We start from the raw sequence: 20,924 nt of genomic DNA on the forward strand, positions 1-20,924 counted from the left end.
GCGGCGGGCGCGGGGTCATTTGATCGCGACGGGGTTGAGCGGGGAGCCGACCCCGCCCGGGATGTTCAGCGGCGACGCGACGAACATGCACTCGTGGACGCCGTCGGCCGCGCAGTCCTCGGCGAGGGCCTCGAAGTCGAAGAGCTCGCCCAGCAGCAGGCCCATGTCGCGGATCGCGAGCATGTGGAAGGGGATCATCGGGCCGCCGGCGTTCGCGCCGAGCACCTCGACGGCGAAGTTGTCGGCACAGACGGCCGCGATCTCGTGGTCGCGGATCCAGCGGGCGCACTCCCAGGTGAGGCCGGGGGAGCGGGCCAGGCCGACGTCGGCGCCGCGGCGGTGCCGGGGATAGGTGCCGGTGCGCAGCAGGAGCACGTCCCCCGGGCGGGGGCGCAGCCCGGCCGCGTCGAACGCGGCGTCGAGGCCGGCGGGCCCGATCTCCGTCCCGGGCTCGAGGTGGTCGACGCCGAGCCGGCGCGGGATGTCGAGCAGCACGCCCCGCGACACCACGCCGGCGGAGAGGTTCTGGATCGAGCAGCGCTCGGCTCCCCACGCGGTGACCGCGGTGTCGTGGTGGTAGCCGTTGTAGAGGAGGTCGTCGTACCAGAGGTGGCTGAGCGCGTCGACGTGCGTCGACGAGTGCGTCCCGAGGATGACCATGTCCTCGGACGAGCGGAAGTCCGAGAGCTCGCCGCGGGGGTCGTCGCCGCGGTACCGGGTCATCGTGTGGATCGGGTTGAAGCGGCCGCTGCCGGGGGCGGAGTAGGGTCCGGTCCCGTCGGCGGGGACGGCGAGCCCGAAGGTGACGCCCCGCCGCACGGTCGCGGCCGCCGCGCTCACGCGGTCGGGGGTGATCAGGTTGAGGGTCCCGCGCTGGTCGTCGTCCCCCCAGCGTCCCCAGTTGCTCAGCTCGCGCCCGAGCGTCCGGACGCCCTCCATGTCGATCGATGGCATCGGACGGCCTCCACAAGCGAGAATTGAATTCTCAATATCCGAGTATGATGCTTCCGCTGCTGGCGCGGCGTCAACCGGCCGGCGGGCGCGCGCCTCCGGCCGCGCCCTGGAGGGGCGAGACTGGTTTTGACGTCGAAGTCGAGTTACGATCCCGTCTGCGGCGCCCCGCGTCCCGGACGCCCCTCACCCGAATCCCGCTCCCTGAATCCCGGCTAGGAGGTCGAAGCGTGGACGGTTCGCGCATCGCCGACATCATCGAGATCGAGCAGATGCTCGCGCGCTACGCGGTCGGCATGACGAAGGACGACGTGGAGGCGGTCGTGGCGGTGTTCGCGCCGGACGGCTCCTACAGCGCCTTCGGGGAGAGGTACGGTGTCGCCGACTTTCCCGAGCTGGTCGCGGCCGCGCCCAAGGGCGTGTTCTCGGTGAGCACCCCGGCCATCACCTTCGACGGGGAGGACGCGGCCCGGGGCGAGCAGCCGCTGTGTTTCGTCGCGCAGACCGACCACTCGATGCGCATCGGCTACTACACCGACACCTATACCCGCACCCCGCAGGGGTGGCGGCTGCAGACCAGGGCGATGACGTTCTTGCGGCGCAGCGGGGCGCGCGATTCGGGGCGCGCGCATGATCCGCGGCGTCCCGCGCCCAGGCGGACGTCGGCGAGCTGACCGCGCGATCGATGGATCTTCAGGAGTTCCGCACCGGTCTGGACGCGTGGCTGGACGAGCACGAGCCGGAGCTGGCCGCCGGTTTCGGGCCGGAGGTGTCGTTCGACGCGGAGATGGCGCATCTGTCCAAGGTCAAGCGGATGACGTTCGACGCGGGCTGGATGCGGTGGGGCTGGCCCGAGCGGGTCGGCGGGCTCGGCGGGTCGACGCTGATGCGCGCCTACCTCGGCGAGGCCCTCGCGGCCCGGGACATGATCGAGCCGGGCATCTACTCGATGACCGAGGTGCTGGCGCCGACGATGATCGGGTTCGCGCGCCCGGAGCTGGCGGCGGAGATGGTGCCGCGGCTGCTGCGCGGGGACGAGACCTGGTGCCAGGGGTTCTCCGAGCCGAGCACTGGCAGCAACCTGGGTTCGCTGGCGTGCCGGGCCCGCCGCGACGGCGACGCCTGGCGCGTCTCGGGCCAGAAGGTGTGGACGAGCCTGGCCCAGTACGCGCACCGCTGCGTCCTGTTGACCCGGACGGGCCCGCCGGAGTCGGGCAGCCGGGGCATCACGGCGCTGTTCGTCGACATGGACTCGCCCGGGATCACGGTCCGGCCGATCCGCGCGCTGCACGGCCGCGACGAGTTCTGCGAGGTGTTCTTCGACGACGTGCGCGTCCCGGATGACCGGAGGCTCGGGGAGGTCGACGGCGGCTGGGCGATCGCGATGGACCTGCTGCCCTATGAGCGCAGCACCTCGCTGTGGCACCGCAGCGCCTACCTGCGGCAGCGGCTCGGGCATCTGCTGGCGTCCGCGCCGGAGGGCGCGCTGGACCCCGCCGAGCTCGGCGAGGTCGTGCAGATGGCGTTCGCGTTCCACGCGCGTTCGCGCGCGACGCAGCACCGGATGGCGCGCGGGGAGCGGCTCGGGCCGGAGACCTCGATCGACAAGGTGCTGCTCGCGACCACCGAGCAGGCGGTGTTCGACCTGGTCGCCGGCGCGGTCCCGGCGGCGGTCGCGCTCGGCGGCGACGCCGACGGGGACCGCTGGCGCACCGGGTTCCTGTACTCGCGGGCGGCGACGATCTACGGCGGCAGCGCCGAGATCCAGCGCGACATCATCGCGCGCCGCCTCCTCGACCTGGGGGACGGCCGATGATGGACGCCGACACCGCCGAGCTGCTGGCGCAGAGCCTGGAGCGCGCCTTCCGCAACACGTCCGGCAAGGAGGTCGAGGCGGCGCTGGAGGAGGTCGGCTGGCGCGAGGCCCTGGACGAGGAGGGCGCCGCCGTCGTTCCGCTGCTGTTCGCCCGCCAGGGCGAGGCGAACGCGACCTCCGGTGCGCTGGACGATGTGCTGACGTCCGCGCTGGGACTGCCGACCGGGCCGGGCACCGCGTTCGTCCTGCCGGAGTTCGGGGCCTACGCGCCGCCCGGTTCCCTCCATGACGGCGACCTCGCATTGCAGGGCCTCGGCAGCGCGCGGATGGCCGCCGCAGACCGCGCCGTGGTTCTCGCGACGCGTCCGGACGGCGCCCTCAGCGCGGTCGTCGTCGACACCGGCGAGGTCGAGGTGCGGCCCATCGGGGGCGTCGACCCGCGCCTGGGCCTGTGCGCGGTCGGCGGGCGGCACGTCTCCGCCACCGGCGAAACCCCCGTCACGCCGGCGGCCTGGGACGCCGCGCTGGCGGTGGGCAGGGTCGCGCTGGCGCACGAGCTGATCGGCGCGAGCCGGACGATGCTGCGCCTGGCCCGGGAGCACGCGCTGACCCGCGTCCAGTTCGGCAAGCCCATCGCAGCGTTCCAGGCCGTCCGGCACCGGCTGGCCGAATGCCTGGTCGCCATCGACAGCGCCGAGGCCGCCGCAGGCGCCGCGATCGGAGCGGACAGCGAGGTCTCACCGCTGCTCGCGGGGATGGCCAAGGCCGTCGCCGGACGCAACGCGCGCACCGTGGCCCGCCACTGCCAGCAGGTCCTCGCGGGCGTCGGCTTCACCGACGAGCACGACTTCCACCGCTACTTCCGGCGCGTCCTGACCCTCGACGGCCTCCTCGGCGACGCGCGAACACTGACACGCGCGCTCGGAGAAGAGCTGCTCCGCGAGCGCCGCCTCCCTGCCGCACCGCCCCTGTAAAACGCGCCACGCCGCAAAACGCGCCACGCCGCAAAACGCGCCGCCGGTGGCGCCGGGCCGTTCGGCCTCGGCGCCACCGGCGGTCCGGCGTCACTTCTTGCGTTTGGAGAGCTGCCGGTCGAGGGTCGCGCGCAGCTCTGGCGACAGGAAGGACCGGTCCTCGGCGGCGATCGCGAAGTCGAGCGTGGCGAGGACGGCGCGTTCCAGGTGCAGGTTGAGGACCCGCTTGGTGTCCTCCAGCGTGCGGCGGGGGAGCGCCGCGAGCCTGCGCGCGCACGCCATCGCCGCGTCCATCACCTCGCCGTCGGCGCAGACGTGGTTGGCCAGGCCGATCTCGGCGGCGCGGCGGGCGCTGATCCGCTCGCCGGTCAGCGCGTACTCCTTGGCGAGCTGCAGGCTCGTCAGCAGCGGCCAGGTCACCGGGCCGCCGTCGGCGGCCACGAGCCCGACCATGACGTGCGGGTCGGCGAGGTGCGCGCTCTCGGCGATGTACACGATGTCGGAGAGCGCCGCCAGGCTGCATCCCAGGCCGACGGCGGGGCCGTTGACGGCCGCGACGATCGGCAGCCTGCACTGCACCATCCCGGTGACGATGCGGCGCGCGGCCACCAGGGTCTGCCGCCGCAGCGCGTCGTCCTTGGTCAGCTCGTCCAGGTAGGAGAAGTCGCCGCCCGCCGAGAACGCGCGCCCGGCGCCGGTCAGCACGACCGCGCGGGCCTCCTCGTCCGCGTCCAGGCACGGGAACAGGTCGGCGAGGGCCTCGTGGAGGACGTGGTTGGTGGCGTTCAGCGCGTCGGGACGGTTGAGCGTCACGATCCGGATCGGCCCGTCGGCGGCGACCTGGATCTCCGGGGGCAGGCCGTAGTCGACCGCGGTCGCGCTCATGCGACCGGAAGCCCGAGGATCCGCGTCGCCACCAGGTTGCGCTGGATCTGCGACGTCCCGCCCATGATGCTCTGCGCCCGGCTGTAGAGGTACATCCTCAGCCACGTGTCCTCCTCGATGCCGCCGGTGAGGTTGCTCATGCCGAGTGCGGCGTGCCCGACGGCCTGTTCGACACGCGTCATCAGCAGCTTGTCCACCGAGCCCTCGGGCCCGTGCGAGATCCCGTCCAGCCGGTCCGAGAGGCGCCGGCACACGTGCAGCCGCAGCATCTCGGCCTCGATCACCGCCCAGGTGACGTCGCGCACGTTCTCCTCGGTTGACCGGCCCGACTCGGTGCGCAGGCGGGCCACGAGCTCGTTGACCGCCTTGCTGTAGCGGGCGACGTAGCCGAGCTCGCCGGGCTCGCGTTCGTGGCTGACCACGGTCATGGCCAGCTTCCAGCCCTCGCCCGGCGCGCCGATCATGTCGGACGCCCGCGCGACCGCGCCGTCGAAGATCACCTCGCCGAACTCGCGGGTGACCCCGTTGATCATCTTGAGCGGCCGCTGCTCGATGCCCGGCTGGTCCATCCGGACGGCGAACGCCGACAGCCCGCGGTGCTTGGGCGCGTCCGGGTCGGTGCGGGTCAGCACGAGGCACCAGTCGGCCTCGTCGGAGTAGCTGGTCCAGACCTTGTGCCCGGTGATGCGGTATTCGTCGCCGTCGCGGACGGCGCGGGTGCGCAACGACGCGAGGTCCGAGCCCGCGTCCGGCTCGCTGAACCCCTGGCACCAGCGCTCGCGCCCGCTGACGAGGCCGGGCAGGAAGCGCTTGCGCACGTCCTCGGCGGCGTGCCGCAGCATGCCCTGCACCAGGTAGCCGAGGCTGGGGCGCGGGGGCGCGCCCGCCAGCGCGAGCTCCTGGTCGAGGATCGCGTCGTACACGGTCGGCAGGCCCTGCCCGCCGACCTCCTCGGGCCAGGACAGGCCGAAGAAGCCGGCGTCGTAGAGGGCGCGGTGCCAGGGCGCCTGCCCGTCCCAGTACGCGTCGGAGGTCGACGACTGGGGGAGCTTCGGGTTGTGCTCGGCCAGCCACGCCCGCAGCCGCGCGCGGAACGCGGCCTCCTCGGGGGAGTCAGCGAAGTCCATCGTGCCCGCCTCCGATCTCGTGGTGCGCGGCGACGCGCGCGAGGTTCACGCCGACGTCGCCGAGGAGCTGCGCCGACACCAGCGCGCGCCGCAGGTGGACGTGCGCGAGGCACTCCCAGGTCATGCCGATGCCGCCGTGCACCTGGATGGCGGCCTCGCACACCTCCCGGGCAGCGCGTGCGCAGTACGCCTTGGCGATCGAGGCGGCGGCGAGCGCCTCGCTCGGCGGCAGGGCGTCGGCCGCCCAGGCCGCGTGGCGGGTGACGCTGCTCGATCCCTCGACCGAGACGAAGGCGTCCGCCAGCAGGTGCTGGACGCTCTGGAAGGTGCCGATCAGCGCCTCGTACTGGCGCCGGACGCCCGCGTAGGCGCGGGCGAGGCCGACCGCGCCGCGCATCGTCCCGACGAGGTCGGCGCAGGTCAGCGCGAGGGCGAGGGCGGACCACGCCTCGACGTCCGCGGCGGTGAGCGGGCCCGCGGCCGGGAGCCGCTCGGCCCGCGCGTCGCCGACCACCGCCGCCGGGCGGGTGAGGTCGCGTCCCGGCGACGTGCCGGTCACCGGGACGCGGACGAGGTCGTGGCCGTGGCCGGCGCGGACGAGCGCGAGGGCGGCCGTCGCGCCCCGGGCGTCGATCGCGACGCCGGAGCAGCGCGCGTGCTCGTCGTCCAGCACGACCAGGCCGGAGAGGTCGGGCCGCAGCAGGACGGTCTCGAGGGCGGCGGCGGGCTCCGCGCCCGCGCGGCGGCGCAGCTCGGCGGCCAGCGTCGGCCCGAGGAAGGGGGCGTCGGCCGGGCCCCGGCCGAACTCCTCGGCGACGATCGCGGCCTCCACGGCGGAGGCGAGCGGCCGGCCCTCCTCGTCGGGGTCCGGGGCGCGCAGCTCGCGCCAGCCGGCGCCGGTCAGCGCCGCCTCCAGGCCGGCGGCGCGGGCCTCGTCGTCCAGGTCGGCGACCGAGCCGGGGGCGTGGTCGTCGACGAGGCGGGCGGCGGCCTCGCGCAGCGCCCGCTGCTCGGCGGACAGGCGTACGTCCATCAGCGCTCACTCCGCGGCGCGGGCGAGGCGGCGGCGGTCGGGTGGAGATCGGACTCAATGATCATGTGCGGCGACCTCGGGGGAGGCGCGCCGGGGCCGCGCGGGGTGCGCGTGCGGATCGCCGGCGCGGATGCGAAGGGCTCTTCTCTGCTGACGATAAAAGTCTATACTGACGTCGATGTCAATCACGGAGGCCTGCCATGACCGACAGCCCGGGGCCGTCCCGGCCGAGCATCGCGGCGATGACCGCGTCCGCCGCGAAGCGCTTCCCCGGCCGGGTCGCGGTCGTGGACGGCGCCGCGCGCGTCTCCTACGCCGAGCTCCACGAGGAGGCCAGGCGGTTCGGCGCCGCGCTGGTCGCGGACGGCGTCGAGCCCGGTGACCGCGTCGCCGTCTGGGCGTTCAACAGCCGCGAATGGATCGTGGCGGTGCTCGGGCTCTACCAGGCGGGCGCCGTCCTCGTCCCGGTCAACACCAGGTTCAAAGGACGCGAGGCGGCTGGGATCCTGAGTCGCGCCAAGGTGCGGGTCCTCGTGACGGTGACGGACTTCCTCGGCAACGACTACGTCGAGATGCTCGCCGCCTCGGGCGTCCCCCTGCCCGACCTGCGGACCGTCGTCATCGCCCGGGGCCGCCCGTCCGGGGACGCGGTGCCGTGGACGGGCTTCCTGGCGCGCGCCACCGAGAGCGCGTTCGCCGAGGTCGACCGGCGGAGCGCCGCCCTCGGGCCGGACGACGCGTCCGACATCCTCTTCACGTCCGGGACGACCGGCGCGCCCAAGGGCGTCGTGATGACCCACGGCCGGACCATGACCGTGGCGACCGACTGGGTCGCCATGACGGGGCTCCGCGAGGGCGACCGCTACGTGATGGTCAACCCGTACTTCCACATGTTCGGGTTCAAGGCCGGCATCCTCGCCTGCCTGTCGGCCGGCGCCACGATGTACCCGCAGGCCGTCCTGGACGTCGACGCCGTGCTGGCCCTCGTCGCCGAGGAGCGGGCCACCGTCCTGCCCGGCGCCCCGACCCTGTACCACGCGATCCTGGAGCACCCGGGCCGGGACCGGTACGACCTGTCGAGCCTGCGCGTCGCCGTGACGGGCTCGGCGGACATCCCGGTCGAGCTCATCCGGCGGGTCCGCGACGAGCTGCCGTTCTCGCTCATCGTCTCCGGATACGGGCTGACCGAGGCGGGGACGGCCAGCTCGACCGCGCCCGACGACGACCCGGAGACGATCGCCACGACCGTCGGGCGGGCCCGTCCCGGCTTCGAGATCCGGGTCGCCGACGGGACCGGCGGGGACGCCGCCGAGGGGGAGGTCGGGGAGATCCTCCTGCGCGGGCCGACCGTCATGGCCGGCTACCTGGACGACCCCGAGGCGACGGCGGAGGTGCTCTCCGCGGACGGCTGGCTGCGCACCGGCGACCTCGGGTGCTTCGACGGGCGAGGATGCCTGCGCATCGCGGGGCGCTCCAAGGACATGTTCATCGTCGGCGGGTTCAACGCCTACCCCGCCGAGATCGAGGCCATGCTGCTCGAACACCCGGGCGTGCGGGAGGCCGCCGTCGTCGGTGTCCCCGACGAGCGCCTCGGGCAGGTGGGCATGGCGTTCGTCGTGCCGCGCACGCCCGCGCCGTCCGCCGCCGAGGTCATCGCCTGGTGCCGCGAGCGGATGGCCAACTACAAGGTGCCCCGTTTCGTCGAGCTGATCGGCGAGCTGCCGCTCACCGCGAGCGGGAAGGTGCACAAGGCCGTGCTGGAGGAACGGGCCGGCGCCCGGACCGCCCGCTGATCCGCGGCGACCGAAACTTACATCGACGTCGATTTAATGAACTGCGCCCGGAAGGTGGCCGACCCGTGGCCGACATGACAGACCAGGACCTCGAGCCGATGCTGGAGGCCGTCCGCGACTTCGTCCGCAAGGAGGTGATCCCGCGCGAGGCGGAGATCGACGAGAAGGACGAGGTGCCGGACGTCCTGCGCGAGGCGGCCAGGCGGATGGGCCTGTTCGGGTTCACGATCCCGGAGGAGTACGGCGGCCTCGGCCTCGGCATCGTCGACCAGTGCCGGCTGCTGATCGAGGTCGGGTACGCCACGCCCGCCCTGCGCTCGATGTTCAGCACGAACGTGGGCATCGCCGGCGGGGTGATCATGGACGCGGGCACCCCGGAGCAGAAGGAGCACTGGCTGCCGCGGCTCGCCTCGGGCGAGGCCGTCGCCTCCTTCGCGCTCACCGAGCCCGACGCCGGGTCCGACCCGGGCGACATGCGGACCAGCGCCGTCCGTGACGGCGACCGGTGGGTGCTCAACGGCGTCAAGCGCTACATCACCAACGCGCCGATCGCCGACGTGTTCATGGTGTTCGCCCGCACCGACCCCGACGCGCGGTCATCGCGCGGCATCTCCACCTTCATCGTCCCGGCAGGCACGCCCGGGCTGACGGTGGGACCGCGGGACCACAAGATGGGCCAGTTCGGCGCCTGGACGGCCGACGTCAACCTCGACGGCGTGCGCGTGCCGGCGGACGCGGTGGTCGGTGGCGACGCGGGCGTCCACACCGGCTTCCTGACCGCGATGCGCTGCCTGTCCACCGGCCGGCTCCTGCTGGCCGCCGCCTGCGTGGGGATGTGCCGGCGACTGATCGACGAGTCCGTGCGGTTCGCGTCCGACCGCAAGCAGGGCGGGAAGCCGATCGCGTCCCACCAGCTGGTGCAGGCGATGATCGCGGACTCGGTCACCGAGACGATGGCGGCCCGCGCGCTCGTCCTGGACGCCGCGCGCGCCTACGCCGACGGCTCCGACCGCCGCACCGGCCCGGCCGCCGCGAAGTACTTCTGCAGCGAGACGGTCGGGCGGGTCGCGGACCGCGCCGTCCAGGTGCACGGCGGCGCCGGGTACATGCGGTCGGTCCCGGTCGAGCGGTTCTACCGCGACGCGCGGCTGTTCCGCATCTACGAAGGCACCAGCCAGATCCAGCAGGTCATCATCGCCCGCCAGACGATCGGGGAGGCCGCCGGCTGACGGCCCGTCGGGCGGACGGAAGAGCGGCCCGGGCGGTGTGCCCGGGCCGCTGCGTTGTCGGGGCGGGGTCAGGTCGACAGGATGGAGACGGCGGCGACGCCCGGCGCGCCGTACAGCTGGGCGAGGCCGACCCGCGGCTCCCCGGCGACCTGCCGCTCGCCCGCCCGGCCGCGCATCTGCAGCACCAGTTCGCGGACCTGCCGCAGGCCGGAGGCGCCGACCGGTTCGCCGTTGGCGATCAGGCCGCCGTCGGTGTTGACCGGGAGCCTGCCGCCCGGCGCGGTGGCGCCGGAGGCGATGAGCTCGTTCTGCTCGCCGTCCCGGCAGAGCCCGACCTCGGCCATGTGGATGACCTCGGCGCCGGCGTCGGTGTCCTGGAGCTGGGCGATCTGGACGTCCTCCGGGCCGATCCCGGCCGCCTCGTACGCGGCCTTGGCGGCGTCGACGGTCGGCGCCGGGACGTGGTCGGCCGCCACCGAGGCGGAGGGGGTGTGTACCTCGAACGCGCCGAACCGCCGCGTGCGGGTGACGACGCTGCGCAGGTAGACCGGCTTGTCGGTGTAGCGGTGCGCCACGTCCGCGCTGCAGACCACCAGCGCCGCCGCGCCCTCGTTGGGGCTGCAGAACATGTACTGGGTCAGCGGGTAGTTCAGCATCCGCGATCCCAGGATCTGCTCCGGCGACAGCGGCTTGCGCCGGTGCGCGTTGGGGTTCAGCTCGCCGTTGCGGTAGTTCTTGGCGGCGACCTCGGCGAGGGTCCGGTGCGTGATGCCGTGGTCGTGCATGTAGCGGTTGATCTTCATGCCGAAGAACTTTGTGGTGAGGAACAGCCCCATCTCCCCGTACCAGGACGGGCAGCCGTACTCGCGCGGATCGGCGGTGAACGCGCCGGACTCGTGCTTGTCCATGCCCAGGACGAGGCCGATCTCGTGCTGCCCGAGCCGGATCGTCTGGGCGGCCAGGGCCAGCGCGCTGCCGGCGGTCGCGCAGCCGTTGTAGACGTTGGTGAACTGCACGCCGGTCAGCCCGAGCTCGGCGACGACGGCGTCCGGCTGGTCGACCTCGTAACTGCCGCCCACCGCGAACTGCACGTCCGTCCACTTCAGGCCCGCGTCGGCGAGGGCGTCGCGGGCCGCCTCGGCGCCCATCGTCAGCGCCGGCTTGCCGGGGAAGCGGCCGAACCGGTGGATCCCCACTCCGATGATCGCGACGTCAGGCATGCTCGGCCCCTTCCGGACGGAACGCGAAGGTGATGATCTCCCGGCCGTCCTCGCCGGTCCGGAACGGCAGCGTGACCAGCCGCATCGGCATGCCGAACTCCAGGTCGTCCTGCGCGCAGCCGGTGAGGAGGGTCTCCACGCGCAGCTCGCCGGGCAGCTCGACCACGCCCACCAGCCAGGGCTCGAACGGGTCGGTGCCGGCGAACTCGCCGCGGAACGGCGCCTTGGGCGGGAAGCCCTGCGACGTCCACGTCCACAGCGTTCCCGAACGGCTCAGCAGCGCGCGCTCCACGGCGGCCGCGCCGCACCGCGCGCAGCCGGCGCGCAGCGGGAACACGTGCGTCCCGCACTCCGCGCACCTGCCGCCGATCAGCCGGGGCTCGTCGGCGGGCCAGGTGAACAGGTCGTCGGCGATGGGGACCGGTGCCATCTCATCTCCTTGCCTCCCCGCGCGCCGCGCGTCCGGGGCTCGCTGCCCGGTCATCCTATACTGACGTCGACGTCAAATAAAGGTCGAAGCGCCCGATGCCCCGTCGCATGGGTGATGTTCCCGAAGGCCTTGACATTATCGACGTCGAAGTCATAACTAGCCTCATACGAGCGAAAGGACGGGACGTGCCATGCCGAACGGTGACGGGGTCCTCGCCGCGGTGACCAGGCTGCAGGCCGACTACGCGCGGTACGTCGACGGAGGCCAGGCGATGGCGTGGAGCGCGCTCTACGGCTCGCGGGGCGTGCTGACGCTCTCCGACGGCCGGGAGGTCGGCGGCGCGGAGGAGCTGGCCGCGTTCGCGGCGCGGGCGCCGCAGGGCGTCCACCTCCAGGGCGTGCCCAGCGTCGAGGAGCGCGACGACGGCGACATCGACTCGGTGGCGCCCTTCCTGTTCGTCAACGCCGAGAACGGCTCCATGATCGCCGGCACCTACCGGGACCGCATGACCTGGGAGGACGGCCGCCTGGTGTTCGCGAAGCGGCACATCGACATGAAGCGGTCCCTGTAGCGCGGGTACGGCATCATGGTTCCGACGTCGAGTTCATCGTTTTGGAGGACCGGGATGGATCCAGAGCCTCGTTCCGCGAAGGGCCGCCGGACGCGGGCGCGCCTGGTCGAGGCGGGCAAGACCGTGTTCGAGCGCGACGGCTTCCTCCAGGCGCGGATCACCGACATCGCCACCGAGGCCGGCGTCTCGCACGGGTCGTTCTACCACTACTTCGACTCCAAGGAATCGCTCTTCCGGGAGATCGCCGAGGAGGTCGAGGTCCGCCTGGTCTCGATGGACGACATCCCGCAGGCCGACGACGCCGGCCCGATCGAGCGCATCCGCGCCGCCAACAGGGCCTACCTGTCCGCGTACCGGAAGGAGGCCCCGATCATGCGGGTGATCGAGGAGGTCAGCCGGTACGACGAGGACGTCCGCAAGGTGCGGTCCAAGCGCGACGACTACCTGGCGGCCCGCCTGGAGTCGGCGATCAAGCGGCTGCAGGCGGACGGGCTGGCGGACAAGCGGATCGACGAGCGCTACGCCGCCACCGCGCTCGGCGGCATGGTCGCCAAGTTCGCCGAGATGATGTTCATCGGCGGCGCGCGCTTCGCCATGAACGAGGCGGTCGAGCAGCTCACGCTGCTGTGGGCCAACGCGCTCGGCCTCAGCCCGGACGCCGACAGCAGGCCCCGCCCTAGGAGCGGGAAGCCCGCCAAGGCCGCGAAGGCCTGACCGTTCCCGCTCCCAGCACCGTTCCCGCTCTCGTTCCCGGCACCGTTCCCGCTCCCGGTGCGGGGCGCGCCGTCAGTTCCGCACCCGCTCGAACACCGCGGCGATGCCCTGGCCGCCGCCGATGCACAGGGTCTCCAGGCCGTACCGCGCGTCGCGGCGCTCCATCTCGCGCAGGAGCGTCGCGACGATCCGGGCGCCGGTCGCGCCGACCGGATGGCCGAGCGAGATGCCCGAGCCGTTGACGTTGAGCCGCTCGAAGTCGGCCGACGCGAAGTCCCACTCCCGCGTCACCGCAAGGGCCTGCGCCGCGAACGCCTCGTTCAGCTCGATGAGGTCCATGTCGGCCAGCGTGAGGCCCGCCGCGTCGAGGGCCCGGCGCGTCGCCGGCACCGGCCCGATGCCCATGAGGTGGGGCGGGACTCCGGCCGTCGCCGTCGACACCACGCGCGCGAGCGGCCGCAGTCCGTGCTCGGCGGCGAACTCGGGGGTCGTGACCAGGCAGGCGGCGGCACCGTCGTTCTGCCCGCTGGCGTTGCCCGCCGTGACCGTCGCCTCGGCGTCGTCCCTCCCCATGACGGGGCGCAGGGCGGCCAGCTTCTCGAGGGAGACGTCGCGGCGCGGGTGCTCGTCGGTGTCGACGACCGTGTCCCCCTTCCTGTCGCTCACCGTGACCGGGACGATCTCCTCGGCGAACGCGCCGCGGTCCTGGGCGTCCAGCGCCCGGCGGTGCGAGGCGTAGGCCATCTCGTCCTGCTCCGCGCGGCCGATCTTGTACTCGCGGCGCAGGTTCTCGGCGGTCTCCAGCATCCCGCCGGGGACGGGGTGGTTCCGGCCGCCCGCGGTCGTCCGGCCGCGCGTCAGGGTGTCGGTCAGCGTGATGTCCCCGGCCCGCGACCCCCAGCGCGCCGTCAGCGAGTAGTGCGGGGCCTGCGACATGTTCTCGGCGCCGCCCGCGATGATCGCCTGCGCCGCGCCGGAGCGGATCATCGCCGCCGCGTACACCACGGCCTGCAGGCCGGATCCGCAGCGCCGGTCGATCTGGACGCCGGGCACGGTCGCCGGCAGGCCCGCGTCGAGCGCGATGACCCGCCCGATCGCGGGCGCCTCGGCGGTGCCGTAGCAGTGCCCGAACACGACGTCGTCGACGAGCGAGCCGTCCAGCCCGCTCCGCTCGATCAGCGCCCGGACCACCGTCACGCCCAGGTCCTGGACGGGGACCGTCCGCAGGGCGCCGCCGAACCGGCCTATCGGGGTCCGCAGCGGCTGGCAGATCACGGCCTCGTTCATGACTCTCCTGACTGGTCGTGGGCCGGCCGGGGCGGCACCGCGCCGGCCCGGCGGAGTTCGTCCTGCGCTTCGGGGGTGAAGCCCAGGTCGGTGAGGATCGCGGCGGTGTGCTCGCCGAGGGCGGGGACGTCCTCCAGCGGCGTGGTCCACGCGGGGCTGATGACGGGCGGGAGCAGCGACGCCAGCGGCCCGACCGGCGACCCGACCTCGCGCCAGCGGCCGCGCGCGGTGAGCTGCGGGTGGTCGACGACCTCGGTGACCCGGTTGAACTCGGCGTTCCCGATGCCGGCCGCGTCGGCGCGCGCGCAGATCTCGGCGAGGTCGAGAGTCGATGCCCAGGCGCCGACGGCCTCGTCGAGCCTGCCGCGCTGCGCGCAGCGCTGCGGGGTGGTGGCGAGGGACGGGTCGTCGGCGAGGTCCGGGCGGCCGATGAGGTCGCGGGCCAGGCGCTGCCATTCGGCGTCGTTCGTGGTGCCGAGCACGACGGTGCGCCCGTCCTTGGTCGGGTAGGCGTTGTACGGGGCGACGATGGGGGAGGACATGCCGATCGGCGCCCGCTCCTCGCCGGTGTAGCGGGCGTACAGCAGGGCGAACCCGAGGAAGTCGGCCGCGGTGTCGAACATGCTCACCTGCAGGGCGGCGCCGGCGCCCGTGCGGGCGCGCGCGAGCAGCGCGGCCATGATGCCGGCCGCGGCCTGCATCGCGGTCCCGATGTCGGCGATGGGGATGCCCGGCTTGGCGGGCGCGTCGGCCTGGCCGGTCGCGGCGCACGACCCGCTCTCGGCCTGGACGAGCAGGTCGTAGGCGCGGCGGTGGTCGAGCGGCCCGCCGGTGCCGTAGCCGGAGATGTCGACGGCCACCATCGACGGGTACCGCTCGGCGAGCGTCGCCGCGTCGAGGCCGAGGCGGCGGGCGGAGCCGGGCGCGAGGTTCTGCACGACGACGTCGGCGCGTTCGAGCAGCCGGTCGAGGACGGGCCGGGCCTCGGGGCGCTTGCAGTCCAGCGCCAGGGACCGCTTGTTGCGGTTCAGCCAGACGAAGTAGGTCGCCATGCCGCCGGCGGCGTCGTCGAACCACCGGGTGAGGTCGCCCGTGCGCGGGTGCTCGACCTTGACGACCTCCGCGCCGAGGTCGGCGAGCATGCGCGTGCAGTAGGGCGCCGACACCGCCTGCTCGAAGCTCACCACGACCGTGCCGGCGAGAGGCGGGGCCGGCGGCGGGGGCTGGGTGGCTGGCCTGTCGGGCATGGGGCTCCTCCGTCGGTGGTGCGGTCGCCCGGTCCGGGTCCGGCCGCGTCCGGTCAGTCTAACTTTGACGTCGATGTCGATCTACTCCGCGTCGTCCGCGGTGTCCGGGCGGGCGGGCCATTGACCCTGGCGACCGCGTCATTATAATTTCGACGTCTATGTCAAATCATTCGGGCGAGGCCCTGCCGACGGGCACCGCGCACCTGCTCGCCGCGCGGGCCGGCGGCGTGCTGACGCTCACGCTGAACCGTCCGGAGGTCCGCAACGCGTTCTCGCGGGAGATGCTCGACGGCCTCGCCGCGATGCTGGACTTCGCCGCCGCGTCGGACGACGTCCGGGCCGTGGTGATCGCCGGGGCCGGCGGCGCCTTCTGCGCGGGCGGCGACCTCGCCAAGCTCGCGGCGGGGGAGAGCATCTTCGGCCCCGCAGGCGATCCGGGCGAGCGGCTGGGCGCCCAGAAGGCGCTGCAGCGCGCGACGGTCGTCCGGCTCCGGGAGCTGGCGAAACCGTCCGTCGCGCTCGTCGAGGGCGCGGCCGTCGGCGCCGGGCTCGGCCTCGCGCTCGCCTGCGACCTGCGCTACGCCGGAGCGTCCGCGACGCTCCGCACGGGCTTCGGCCGGATCGGGCTGGCCGGCGACTTCGGCTGCACCTGGCAGCTGACCCGCCTGCTCGGCGCGTCGCGGGCCCTCGAACTGCTCTACCTCTCGCCGCCGCTGAGCGCTGCCCGCGCGCAGGAGCTCGGCCTCGTCAACGAGGCCGTCGCCGACGACGAGCTGGCGGCTCACGTCTCCAGGACGGCCGCACGGCTGGCCGCCCTCTCGCCGGACGCGGTCCGGGCCATGAAGGAGCACGTGGCCCGCGCCCACGACCACGACCTAGCGGACTGCGCGGACGCGGAGGCCGCGTGGCACGTCCGGCTCCTGGAGTCCGGCGCCCACCGCGACGCCGTCCGCGCGATCGCGCACGGCCGCCCCCGCGCCGCGCGCACCTCCTCCGAACCCCAGAACCCGGGAGCGAAACGACCATGACGAACCTCGACGGCCGCGTCGCGCTGGTGACGGGCGCGGCCCGCGGCATCGGAGCGGAGATCGCCCGGACCTACGCCCGCGCCGGGGCCCGCGTCGGCGTCCTCGACCTCAAGGAGGACCTGACCGGGGAGACCGTGGCCGGGATCAGGGACGCGGGCGGGCAGGCCGTCGGCCTCGGCGCGGACGTCGCCGACGCCGAGCAGGTCGACCGGGCCGTGCGGCGGCTCACCGAGGAGTTCGGCGGCCTCGACATCGTGGTCAACAACGCCGGCGTCACCCGGGACAACCTGCTGTTCAAGATGACCGAGGACGACTGGGACACCGTGGTGGCCGTGCACATGCGCGGGGTGTTCCTGGTGACCCGGGCCGCGCAGCGGATCATGGTCGAGCGGCGCTACGGGCGCGTGATCAACATCTCCTCGACCTCCGCGCTGGGCAACCGGGGCCAGGCGAACTACTCCGCCGCCAAGGCGGGGATCCAGGGCTTCACGCGGACGACCGCGATCGAGCTCGGCCCGTTCGGCATCACCGTCAACGCGATCGGGCCCGGCTACGTCGACACGGAGATGACCCGGGCGACCGCCGAGCGGCTCGGCGTCGCGGTGGACCAGCGGCTGGCTGAGGTGGCGGCGACCCTGCCGATGCGGCGCGTCGGCAAGCCCGCCGACATCGCCAACGCCGCGCTGTTCCTCGCCTCCGAGGACTCCGGGTTCGTGACCGGCCAGGTCCTCTACGTCGACGGCGGGCGCTCGGTGCGCTGAGGTGGAAGAACCGATCGAGGAGTTCGCATGAGCCAGGACACCGCCCCCGAGGCCACCACCACCGACGACGCTCTCACCGACGACGAACTGCGTACGGCCGTCCGTGAGGTGGCCGAGCGGTTCGATGACGCGTACTGGGCCGAGGTCGATCAGGAGACCAGGTTCCCCTGGGAGTTCTACAAGGCGTTCGCCGAGGCAGGCTGGCTCGGCATCGCCATCCCCCGCGAGTACGGCGGCGCGGGCATGGGCATCTCGGCGGCGTCGTCGATGATGTACGAGATCGCCGCGTCCGGGGCGGGCATGAACGGCTGCAGCCCGTTCCACCTCACGATCTTCGGCCTCAACCTGGTGGCGCGGCACGGCGGCGACCGGCTGTGCCGCGAGCTGCTGCCCGACGCCGCGACCGGCGACCTGCACGTCTGCTTCGCCATCACCGAGCCGGACGCCGGGTCCGACACCGGCCGCATCCGCACCTTCGCCCGCCGGGACGGCTCCGACTACGTGATCAACGGCCGGAAGGTCTGGATCACCAAGGCGGCGCAGTCGCAGAAGGCGGTGCTGCTCGCGCGGACGAGCGAGCCGCGCGAGGGCAGGCGGCGGACCGACGGGCTGTCGATGTTCGTCGTCGACCTGACCGGCGGCGAGGTCGAGATGCGGGCGATCCCGAAGATGGGCCGCAACGCGGTCTCCTCCTACGAGCTGTTCATGGACGACTTCCGCGTCCCCGGATCGGCGCTGGTCGGCGAGGAGGGACGCGGGTTCACCTACCTGCTGGACGGCATCAACCCCGAGCGGATCCTGCTCGCGCACGAGTCGCTCGGCATCGGGCGGGCGGCGCTGCGCCGGGCGGTGCGGTACGCGGGGGAGCGGGTGGTGTTCGGCCGCCCGATCGGCCAGAACCAGGGGATCGCGTTCCCGCTCGCGGAGGCGTCGATGCGGCTGGACGCGGCGGAGCTGGCGGCGCGGCACGCCGCCGCCCGCTACGACGCCGGCGAACCGTGCGGCAAGGAGGCGAACACGGCGAAGTACCTGTGCGCCGACGCCGCCTTCGCAGCCGCCGACGCGGCCGTCCAGACGCACGGCGGTTTCGGGTACGCGCGGGAGTACCACGTCGAGCGCTACTTCCGGGAGTCCCGCCTGATGCGCATCGCCCCGGTCAGCCAGGAGATGGTGCTGAACTACATCAGCGAGCACGTCCTCGGCCTGCCCAAGTCCTACTGAGCGAAGACCCGGCGGGAGAGGGAGGACGCATGCGCATCGCCGTTCATTCGGGGCTCACCATGCGCGGGACGATCGAGGGCGTCGTCGGCGAGGTCCGCAAGGTCGCCGAGTTCGGCCTCGCCGGCTACTGGGCGCCGATGCTGACCGGGCACGACACGCTCACCGCCTTCGCGGTCGCGGGCCGCGAGGTGCCGGGCGTGGAGCTGGGGACGGCGGTGGTGCCCATGCCCCTGCGCCCGCCGTTCGCGCTCGCGCAGCAGGTGGCGACCGTCCAGGAAGTGCTGAAGGGCCGGCTTGCGCTCGGCGTGGGCCCGTCGCACGAGGCGCTGGTCAGGGACGCGTTCGGGCTGGAGTGGACGCCGCCGATCGCGGCGACGCGCTGGTACGTCGAGCGGCTGTCGGCCGTCATGGACGGCCGGGACGGCCGCGGCGTCGCCGTCGCCGGAGATCCGACGCCGATCCTGCTGGGCGCCGTCAACCCGGCGATGGCCGCGCTCGCGGCGGAGGTGGCGGCGGGCGTGGTCACCTGGTCCGCGGGGCCGCGGACGATCGCCGAGGTGATCCGGCCCGCGCTGCGCGCGCGGTCGGCCGGCTCGCCGTTCCGGGTCGTGGCCGCCCTGCCGGTCGCCGTGACCGGCGACGTCGCGGGCACGCGCGAGCACGTCGACCGCAGGCTGGGCGCCAACGACCGCTTCCCCTCCTACCGGAAGGTGCTGCGCCGCGAGGGCGTGGACGGGGTGGCGGACCTCGCGATCGTCGGCTCGCCCGACGAGGTCGGCCGGCGCCTCGACGCGTTCGCCGAGAGCGGCGTCACCGACTTCGCCGCGCACGTGCTCGCCGCGAGCGCGGCGGACGCCGAGCGCACGTGGGAGTTCCTCGCCGCCCGGGCCGCGGCGCCGGCACAGTATTGACGTTGACGTCGAAATATACTTCGATGGCGGTGAGGGCGGCGGGCGGTGCCCCGCCGCCATCAGGCCTCCCGGAAGGCGGTGCGGTGACCACAGGCTCTGTTGTCGACGGCTGGGGCGTGCGGACGGTCCCCGCCGAGCTGGCCCGGCGCTACCGCGCGGAAGGGTGGTGGACGGACGGCTCGCTCGGCTCGATGGTGGCCGAGGGGCTCGGCCGGGCTCCCGGGCTGCGGTTCCAGGTGCGGTCCAGGGTCCGGCCCTGGAACGGCACGTTCGCCGAGGTGGACCGCGCCAGCCGCTCCTTCGCCCGCGCCCTGCTGGACTGGGGCGTCGGCCCCGGCTCGGTCGTCGTGGTGCAGATGCCGAACTGGGTCGAGGCCGCCGTCACGTTCTGGGCCGCCGCGTACGTCGGGGCGATCGTCGTCCCGGTGGTGCACTTCTACGGGCCCAGGGAGGTCCGCCGCATCCTCGACGAGACCCGTCCCGCGGTGATCGTCACGCCCGACCGCTTCGGCCGCACCGACCACCTCGAGCAATACGCGGAGCTCCTCGCCGGACGGGACGAGGAGCCGCTGTGGCTGGTGGTGGGGGACCGTCCCGAGGCGGAGCTGCCGGCGGCCGCCACGCCGTTCCACCTGATGCTGCGGGCGCGTCCGATCGAGGAGCCGGAGCGGGTCGAGCCGGAGACGCCGGCGATCGTGGGCTTCACGTCCGGGACGACCCTCGACCCGAAGGGGGTCGTGCACAGCCACCAGACGATCGCCTGGGAGGCGCGCCAGTGCGACCGCTTCTACGCCAGGGGCGGGCCGCCGACGCTCGTCGGCACCCCCGTCGGCCACTTCATGGGCATGATCAACGCGTTCCTGGTGCCGCTGCTGCGGTCCGAGCCGGTGCATCTGATCGACGTGTGGGACCCGGCCGACGTGCTGGCGGTGATGGCCGAGGAGCGCATCGGCGTCGCCGGCGGCCCGCCCTACTTCCTGACGAGCCTGCTGGACCACCCCGGCTTCACGCCCGAGCACCTGGCGCTCATCCCGCACATGGGCCTCGGCGGCGCGCCGGTGCCGGACGCCTTCACCGAGCGTGCCACGCGGGAGGGCATCGCGGTCTACCGCTCGTACGGCAGCACCGAGCACCCCTCGGTCACGGCGAGCCCGCTGACCGACCCGCCGGACAAGCGGCTGCGCACCGACGGCCGCGCGCTGCCGGGCGCGGAGTTCCGCCTGGACGACGACGGCGAGATTCTCACCCGCGGCGCCGACTGCTTCGTCGGCTACACCGACCCCGCGCTCACCGCGCGCGCGTTCGACGCCGGCGGCTGGTACCGCACCGGCGACATGGGCGAGATCGACGCCGACGGCTACCTCACGATCACCGACCGGGTCGCCGACGTCATCATCCGCGGGGGCGAGAACATCAGCGCCCAGGAGGTCGAGTCGCTGCTGCTCACGCTGGAGCGGGTCGCCGAGGTCAGCGTCGTCGCCGAACCGGACGCCCGGCTGGGCGAGCACGCCACCGCGGTGATCCGCCCGCGCGACCCGGCGAGCCCGGTGTCGCTGGACGACGTCCGCGCCCATCTCGCCGCGGCCGGGCTCGCCCGGCAGAAGTGGCCGGAGTCGGTGCACCTCGTCGCGGACTTCCCGCGCACGGCCACCGGCAAGATCCAGAAGTTCCGCCTGCGCGAGCAGGTGCGCGCCGGGTCGTTGCGGGACGCCCTGTAAGGCGGGTT

General features: G+C 73.7%; 20 protein-coding genes. 12 read left to right on the forward strand and 8 right to left on the reverse strand.

Features of this window, described 5'->3' with window-relative positions; translation table 11 throughout:
* Positions 1 to 15: 15 nt before the first annotated feature.
* Positions 16 to 954: a cyclase family protein gene (locus F9B16_RS12380; protein WP_151540176.1), complete on the reverse strand. Its 939-nt coding sequence runs from the start codon at positions 952 to 954 to the stop codon at positions 16 to 18.
* Between the two features lie 227 nt (positions 955 to 1,181).
* Between F9B16_RS12380 and F9B16_RS12385 the strand changes: the two genes are divergently transcribed.
* The 3 genes from F9B16_RS12385 to F9B16_RS12395 are packed head-to-tail and all read left to right on the forward strand — an operon-like array spanning position 1,182 to position 3,741.
* Complete coding sequence (locus tag F9B16_RS12385; RefSeq protein WP_192808749.1) at positions 1,182 to 1,625, forward strand: nuclear transport factor 2 family protein; 444 nt, start codon at positions 1,182 to 1,184, stop codon at positions 1,623 to 1,625.
* Between the two features lie 11 nt (positions 1,626 to 1,636).
* The gene (locus F9B16_RS12390) at positions 1,637 to 2,767 is read left to right on the forward strand and encodes an acyl-CoA dehydrogenase family protein (protein WP_151540177.1); all 1,131 of its coding nucleotides are present in this window, start codon (positions 1,637 to 1,639) and stop codon (positions 2,765 to 2,767) included.
* Positions 2,764 to 3,741: an acyl-CoA dehydrogenase family protein gene (locus tag F9B16_RS12395; RefSeq protein WP_225991574.1), complete on the forward strand. Its 978-nt coding sequence runs from the start codon at positions 2,764 to 2,766 to the stop codon at positions 3,739 to 3,741. Before F9B16_RS12390 ends, F9B16_RS12395 begins: the two co-directional genes overlap by 4 nt.
* Before the next feature lie 90 nt (positions 3,742 to 3,831).
* Here the strand turns inward: F9B16_RS12395 and F9B16_RS12400 are convergent, their stop codons facing one another.
* The 3 genes from F9B16_RS12400 to F9B16_RS12410 are packed head-to-tail and all read right to left on the reverse strand — an operon-like array spanning position 3,832 to position 6,786.
* A complete protein-coding gene (locus F9B16_RS12400; RefSeq protein WP_151540178.1) occupies positions 3,832 to 4,626 on the reverse strand; it encodes an enoyl-CoA hydratase/isomerase family protein in 795 nt (264 codons plus the stop codon).
* Positions 4,623 to 5,753 (reverse strand): acyl-CoA dehydrogenase family protein, encoded by a 1,131-nt coding sequence (locus F9B16_RS12405; RefSeq protein ID WP_151540179.1) that lies wholly within the window; start codon positions 5,751 to 5,753, stop codon positions 4,623 to 4,625. Before F9B16_RS12405 ends, F9B16_RS12400 begins: the two co-directional genes overlap by 4 nt.
* Complete coding sequence (locus F9B16_RS12410) at positions 5,740 to 6,786, reverse strand: acyl-CoA dehydrogenase (RefSeq protein ID WP_151540180.1); 1,047 nt, start codon at positions 6,784 to 6,786, stop codon at positions 5,740 to 5,742. The genes F9B16_RS12405 and F9B16_RS12410 overlap by 14 nt, the downstream gene beginning before the upstream one ends.
* Positions 6,787 to 6,986: 200 nt before the next feature.
* Here F9B16_RS12410 and F9B16_RS12415 point away from each other — a divergent pair, with 200 nt between their 5' ends.
* Both F9B16_RS12415 and F9B16_RS12420 read left to right on the forward strand, forming a co-directional pair.
* On the forward strand, positions 6,987 to 8,579 hold the full coding sequence (locus F9B16_RS12415) for a FadD3 family acyl-CoA ligase (protein ID WP_151540181.1): 1,593 nt from the start codon (positions 6,987 to 6,989) through the stop codon (positions 8,577 to 8,579).
* 74 nt (positions 8,580 to 8,653) lie between these two features.
* On the forward strand, positions 8,654 to 9,808 hold the full coding sequence (locus F9B16_RS12420) for an acyl-CoA dehydrogenase family protein (RefSeq protein WP_151540220.1): 1,155 nt from the start codon (positions 8,654 to 8,656) through the stop codon (positions 9,806 to 9,808).
* A 68-nt stretch (positions 9,809 to 9,876) separates the two neighbouring features.
* Here the strand turns inward: F9B16_RS12420 and F9B16_RS12425 are convergent, their stop codons facing one another.
* Together F9B16_RS12425 and F9B16_RS12430 are read right to left on the reverse strand one after the other, a co-directional pair.
* Positions 9,877 to 11,028, reverse strand: coding sequence for a thiolase family protein (locus tag F9B16_RS12425; protein WP_151540182.1), 1,152 nt, complete (start codon positions 11,026 to 11,028; stop codon positions 9,877 to 9,879).
* Positions 11,021 to 11,458 (reverse strand): Zn-ribbon domain-containing OB-fold protein, encoded by a 438-nt coding sequence (locus F9B16_RS12430; RefSeq protein ID WP_151540183.1) that lies wholly within the window; start codon positions 11,456 to 11,458, stop codon positions 11,021 to 11,023. Before F9B16_RS12430 ends, F9B16_RS12425 begins: the two co-directional genes overlap by 8 nt.
* A gap of 190 nt (positions 11,459 to 11,648) precedes the next feature.
* Here F9B16_RS12430 and F9B16_RS12435 point away from each other — a divergent pair, with 190 nt between their 5' ends.
* Positions 11,649 to 12,029, forward strand: coding sequence for a nuclear transport factor 2 family protein (locus F9B16_RS12435; protein ID WP_151540184.1), 381 nt, complete (start codon positions 11,649 to 11,651; stop codon positions 12,027 to 12,029).
* Between the two features lie 54 nt (positions 12,030 to 12,083).
* Positions 12,084 to 12,743 (forward strand): TetR/AcrR family transcriptional regulator, encoded by a 660-nt coding sequence (locus tag F9B16_RS12440; protein ID WP_151540185.1) that lies wholly within the window; start codon positions 12,084 to 12,086, stop codon positions 12,741 to 12,743.
* Between the two features lie 72 nt (positions 12,744 to 12,815).
* Here the strand turns inward: F9B16_RS12440 and F9B16_RS12445 are convergent, their stop codons facing one another.
* Both F9B16_RS12445 and F9B16_RS12450 read right to left on the reverse strand, forming a co-directional pair.
* Positions 12,816 to 14,030, reverse strand: coding sequence for an acetyl-CoA C-acetyltransferase (locus F9B16_RS12445; protein WP_151540186.1), 1,215 nt, complete (start codon positions 14,028 to 14,030; stop codon positions 12,816 to 12,818).
* Positions 14,027 to 15,277: a CaiB/BaiF CoA transferase family protein gene (locus F9B16_RS12450; RefSeq protein WP_151540187.1), complete on the reverse strand. Its 1,251-nt coding sequence runs from the start codon at positions 15,275 to 15,277 to the stop codon at positions 14,027 to 14,029. The genes F9B16_RS12445 and F9B16_RS12450 overlap by 4 nt, the downstream gene beginning before the upstream one ends.
* Before the next feature lie 158 nt (positions 15,278 to 15,435).
* Between F9B16_RS12450 and F9B16_RS12455 the strand changes: the two genes are divergently transcribed.
* The 5 genes from F9B16_RS12455 to F9B16_RS12475 all read left to right on the forward strand — a co-directional run bounded on the left by F9B16_RS12455 (position 15,436) and on the right by F9B16_RS12475 (position 20,916).
* Positions 15,436 to 16,305, forward strand: coding sequence for an enoyl-CoA hydratase/isomerase family protein (locus F9B16_RS12455; RefSeq protein ID WP_151540188.1), 870 nt, complete (start codon positions 15,436 to 15,438; stop codon positions 16,303 to 16,305).
* Positions 16,302 to 17,066, forward strand: coding sequence for a glucose 1-dehydrogenase (locus tag F9B16_RS12460; RefSeq protein WP_151540189.1), 765 nt, complete (start codon positions 16,302 to 16,304; stop codon positions 17,064 to 17,066). The genes F9B16_RS12455 and F9B16_RS12460 overlap by 4 nt, the downstream gene beginning before the upstream one ends.
* Before the next feature lie 27 nt (positions 17,067 to 17,093).
* Entirely contained in the window at positions 17,094 to 18,287 is a 1,194-nt protein-coding gene (locus tag F9B16_RS12465) for an acyl-CoA dehydrogenase family protein (protein WP_151540190.1), read from the forward strand.
* Positions 18,288 to 18,316: 29 nt separating this feature from the next.
* On the forward strand, positions 18,317 to 19,198 hold the full coding sequence (locus F9B16_RS12470; protein WP_151540191.1) for an LLM class flavin-dependent oxidoreductase: 882 nt from the start codon (positions 18,317 to 18,319) through the stop codon (positions 19,196 to 19,198).
* Between the two features lie 83 nt (positions 19,199 to 19,281).
* Positions 19,282 to 20,916 (forward strand): AMP-binding protein, encoded by a 1,635-nt coding sequence (locus tag F9B16_RS12475; RefSeq protein WP_225991575.1) that lies wholly within the window; start codon positions 19,282 to 19,284, stop codon positions 20,914 to 20,916.
* Positions 20,917 to 20,924: the final 8 nt, after the last annotated feature.

Source organism: Actinomadura montaniterrae (assembly GCF_008923365.1).
In the GTDB taxonomy this organism is placed as follows: domain Bacteria; phylum Actinomycetota; class Actinomycetes; order Streptosporangiales; family Streptosporangiaceae; genus Spirillospora; species Spirillospora montaniterrae.

Coding starts and splice junctions, on each gene's coding strand:
- F9B16_RS12420 (WP_151540220.1), top strand. CDS start 8,654: ATGACAGACCAGGACCTCGAGCCGATGCTGGAGGCCGTCCGCGACTTC.
- F9B16_RS12445 (WP_151540186.1), bottom strand. CDS start 14,030: ATGAACGAGGCCGTGATCTGCCAGCCGCTGCGGACCCCGATAGGCCGG.
- F9B16_RS12380 (WP_151540176.1), bottom strand. CDS start 954: ATGCCATCGATCGACATGGAGGGCGTCCGGACGCTCGGGCGCGAGCTG.
- F9B16_RS12400 (WP_151540178.1), bottom strand. CDS start 4,626: ATGAGCGCGACCGCGGTCGACTACGGCCTGCCCCCGGAGATCCAGGTC.
- F9B16_RS12460 (WP_151540189.1), top strand. CDS start 16,302: ATGACGAACCTCGACGGCCGCGTCGCGCTGGTGACGGGCGCGGCCCGC.
- F9B16_RS12470 (WP_151540191.1), top strand. CDS start 18,317: ATGCGCATCGCCGTTCATTCGGGGCTCACCATGCGCGGGACGATCGAG.
- F9B16_RS12410 (WP_151540180.1), bottom strand. CDS start 6,786: ATGGACGTACGCCTGTCCGCCGAGCAGCGGGCGCTGCGCGAGGCCGCC.
- F9B16_RS12450 (WP_151540187.1), bottom strand. CDS start 15,277: ATGCCCGACAGGCCAGCCACCCAGCCCCCGCCGCCGGCCCCGCCTCTC.
- F9B16_RS12455 (WP_151540188.1), top strand. CDS start 15,436: ATGTCAAATCATTCGGGCGAGGCCCTGCCGACGGGCACCGCGCACCTG.
- F9B16_RS12440 (WP_151540185.1), top strand. CDS start 12,084: ATGGATCCAGAGCCTCGTTCCGCGAAGGGCCGCCGGACGCGGGCGCGC.
- F9B16_RS12435 (WP_151540184.1), top strand. CDS start 11,649: ATGCCGAACGGTGACGGGGTCCTCGCCGCGGTGACCAGGCTGCAGGCC.
- F9B16_RS12405 (WP_151540179.1), bottom strand. CDS start 5,753: ATGGACTTCGCTGACTCCCCCGAGGAGGCCGCGTTCCGCGCGCGGCTG.
- F9B16_RS12415 (WP_151540181.1), top strand. CDS start 6,987: ATGACCGACAGCCCGGGGCCGTCCCGGCCGAGCATCGCGGCGATGACC.
- F9B16_RS12465 (WP_151540190.1), top strand. CDS start 17,094: ATGAGCCAGGACACCGCCCCCGAGGCCACCACCACCGACGACGCTCTC.
- F9B16_RS12390 (WP_151540177.1), top strand. CDS start 1,637: ATGGATCTTCAGGAGTTCCGCACCGGTCTGGACGCGTGGCTGGACGAG.
- F9B16_RS12430 (WP_151540183.1), bottom strand. CDS start 11,458: ATGGCACCGGTCCCCATCGCCGACGACCTGTTCACCTGGCCCGCCGAC.
- F9B16_RS12395 (WP_225991574.1), top strand. CDS start 2,764: ATGATGGACGCCGACACCGCCGAGCTGCTGGCGCAGAGCCTGGAGCGC.
- F9B16_RS12425 (WP_151540182.1), bottom strand. CDS start 11,028: ATGCCTGACGTCGCGATCATCGGAGTGGGGATCCACCGGTTCGGCCGC.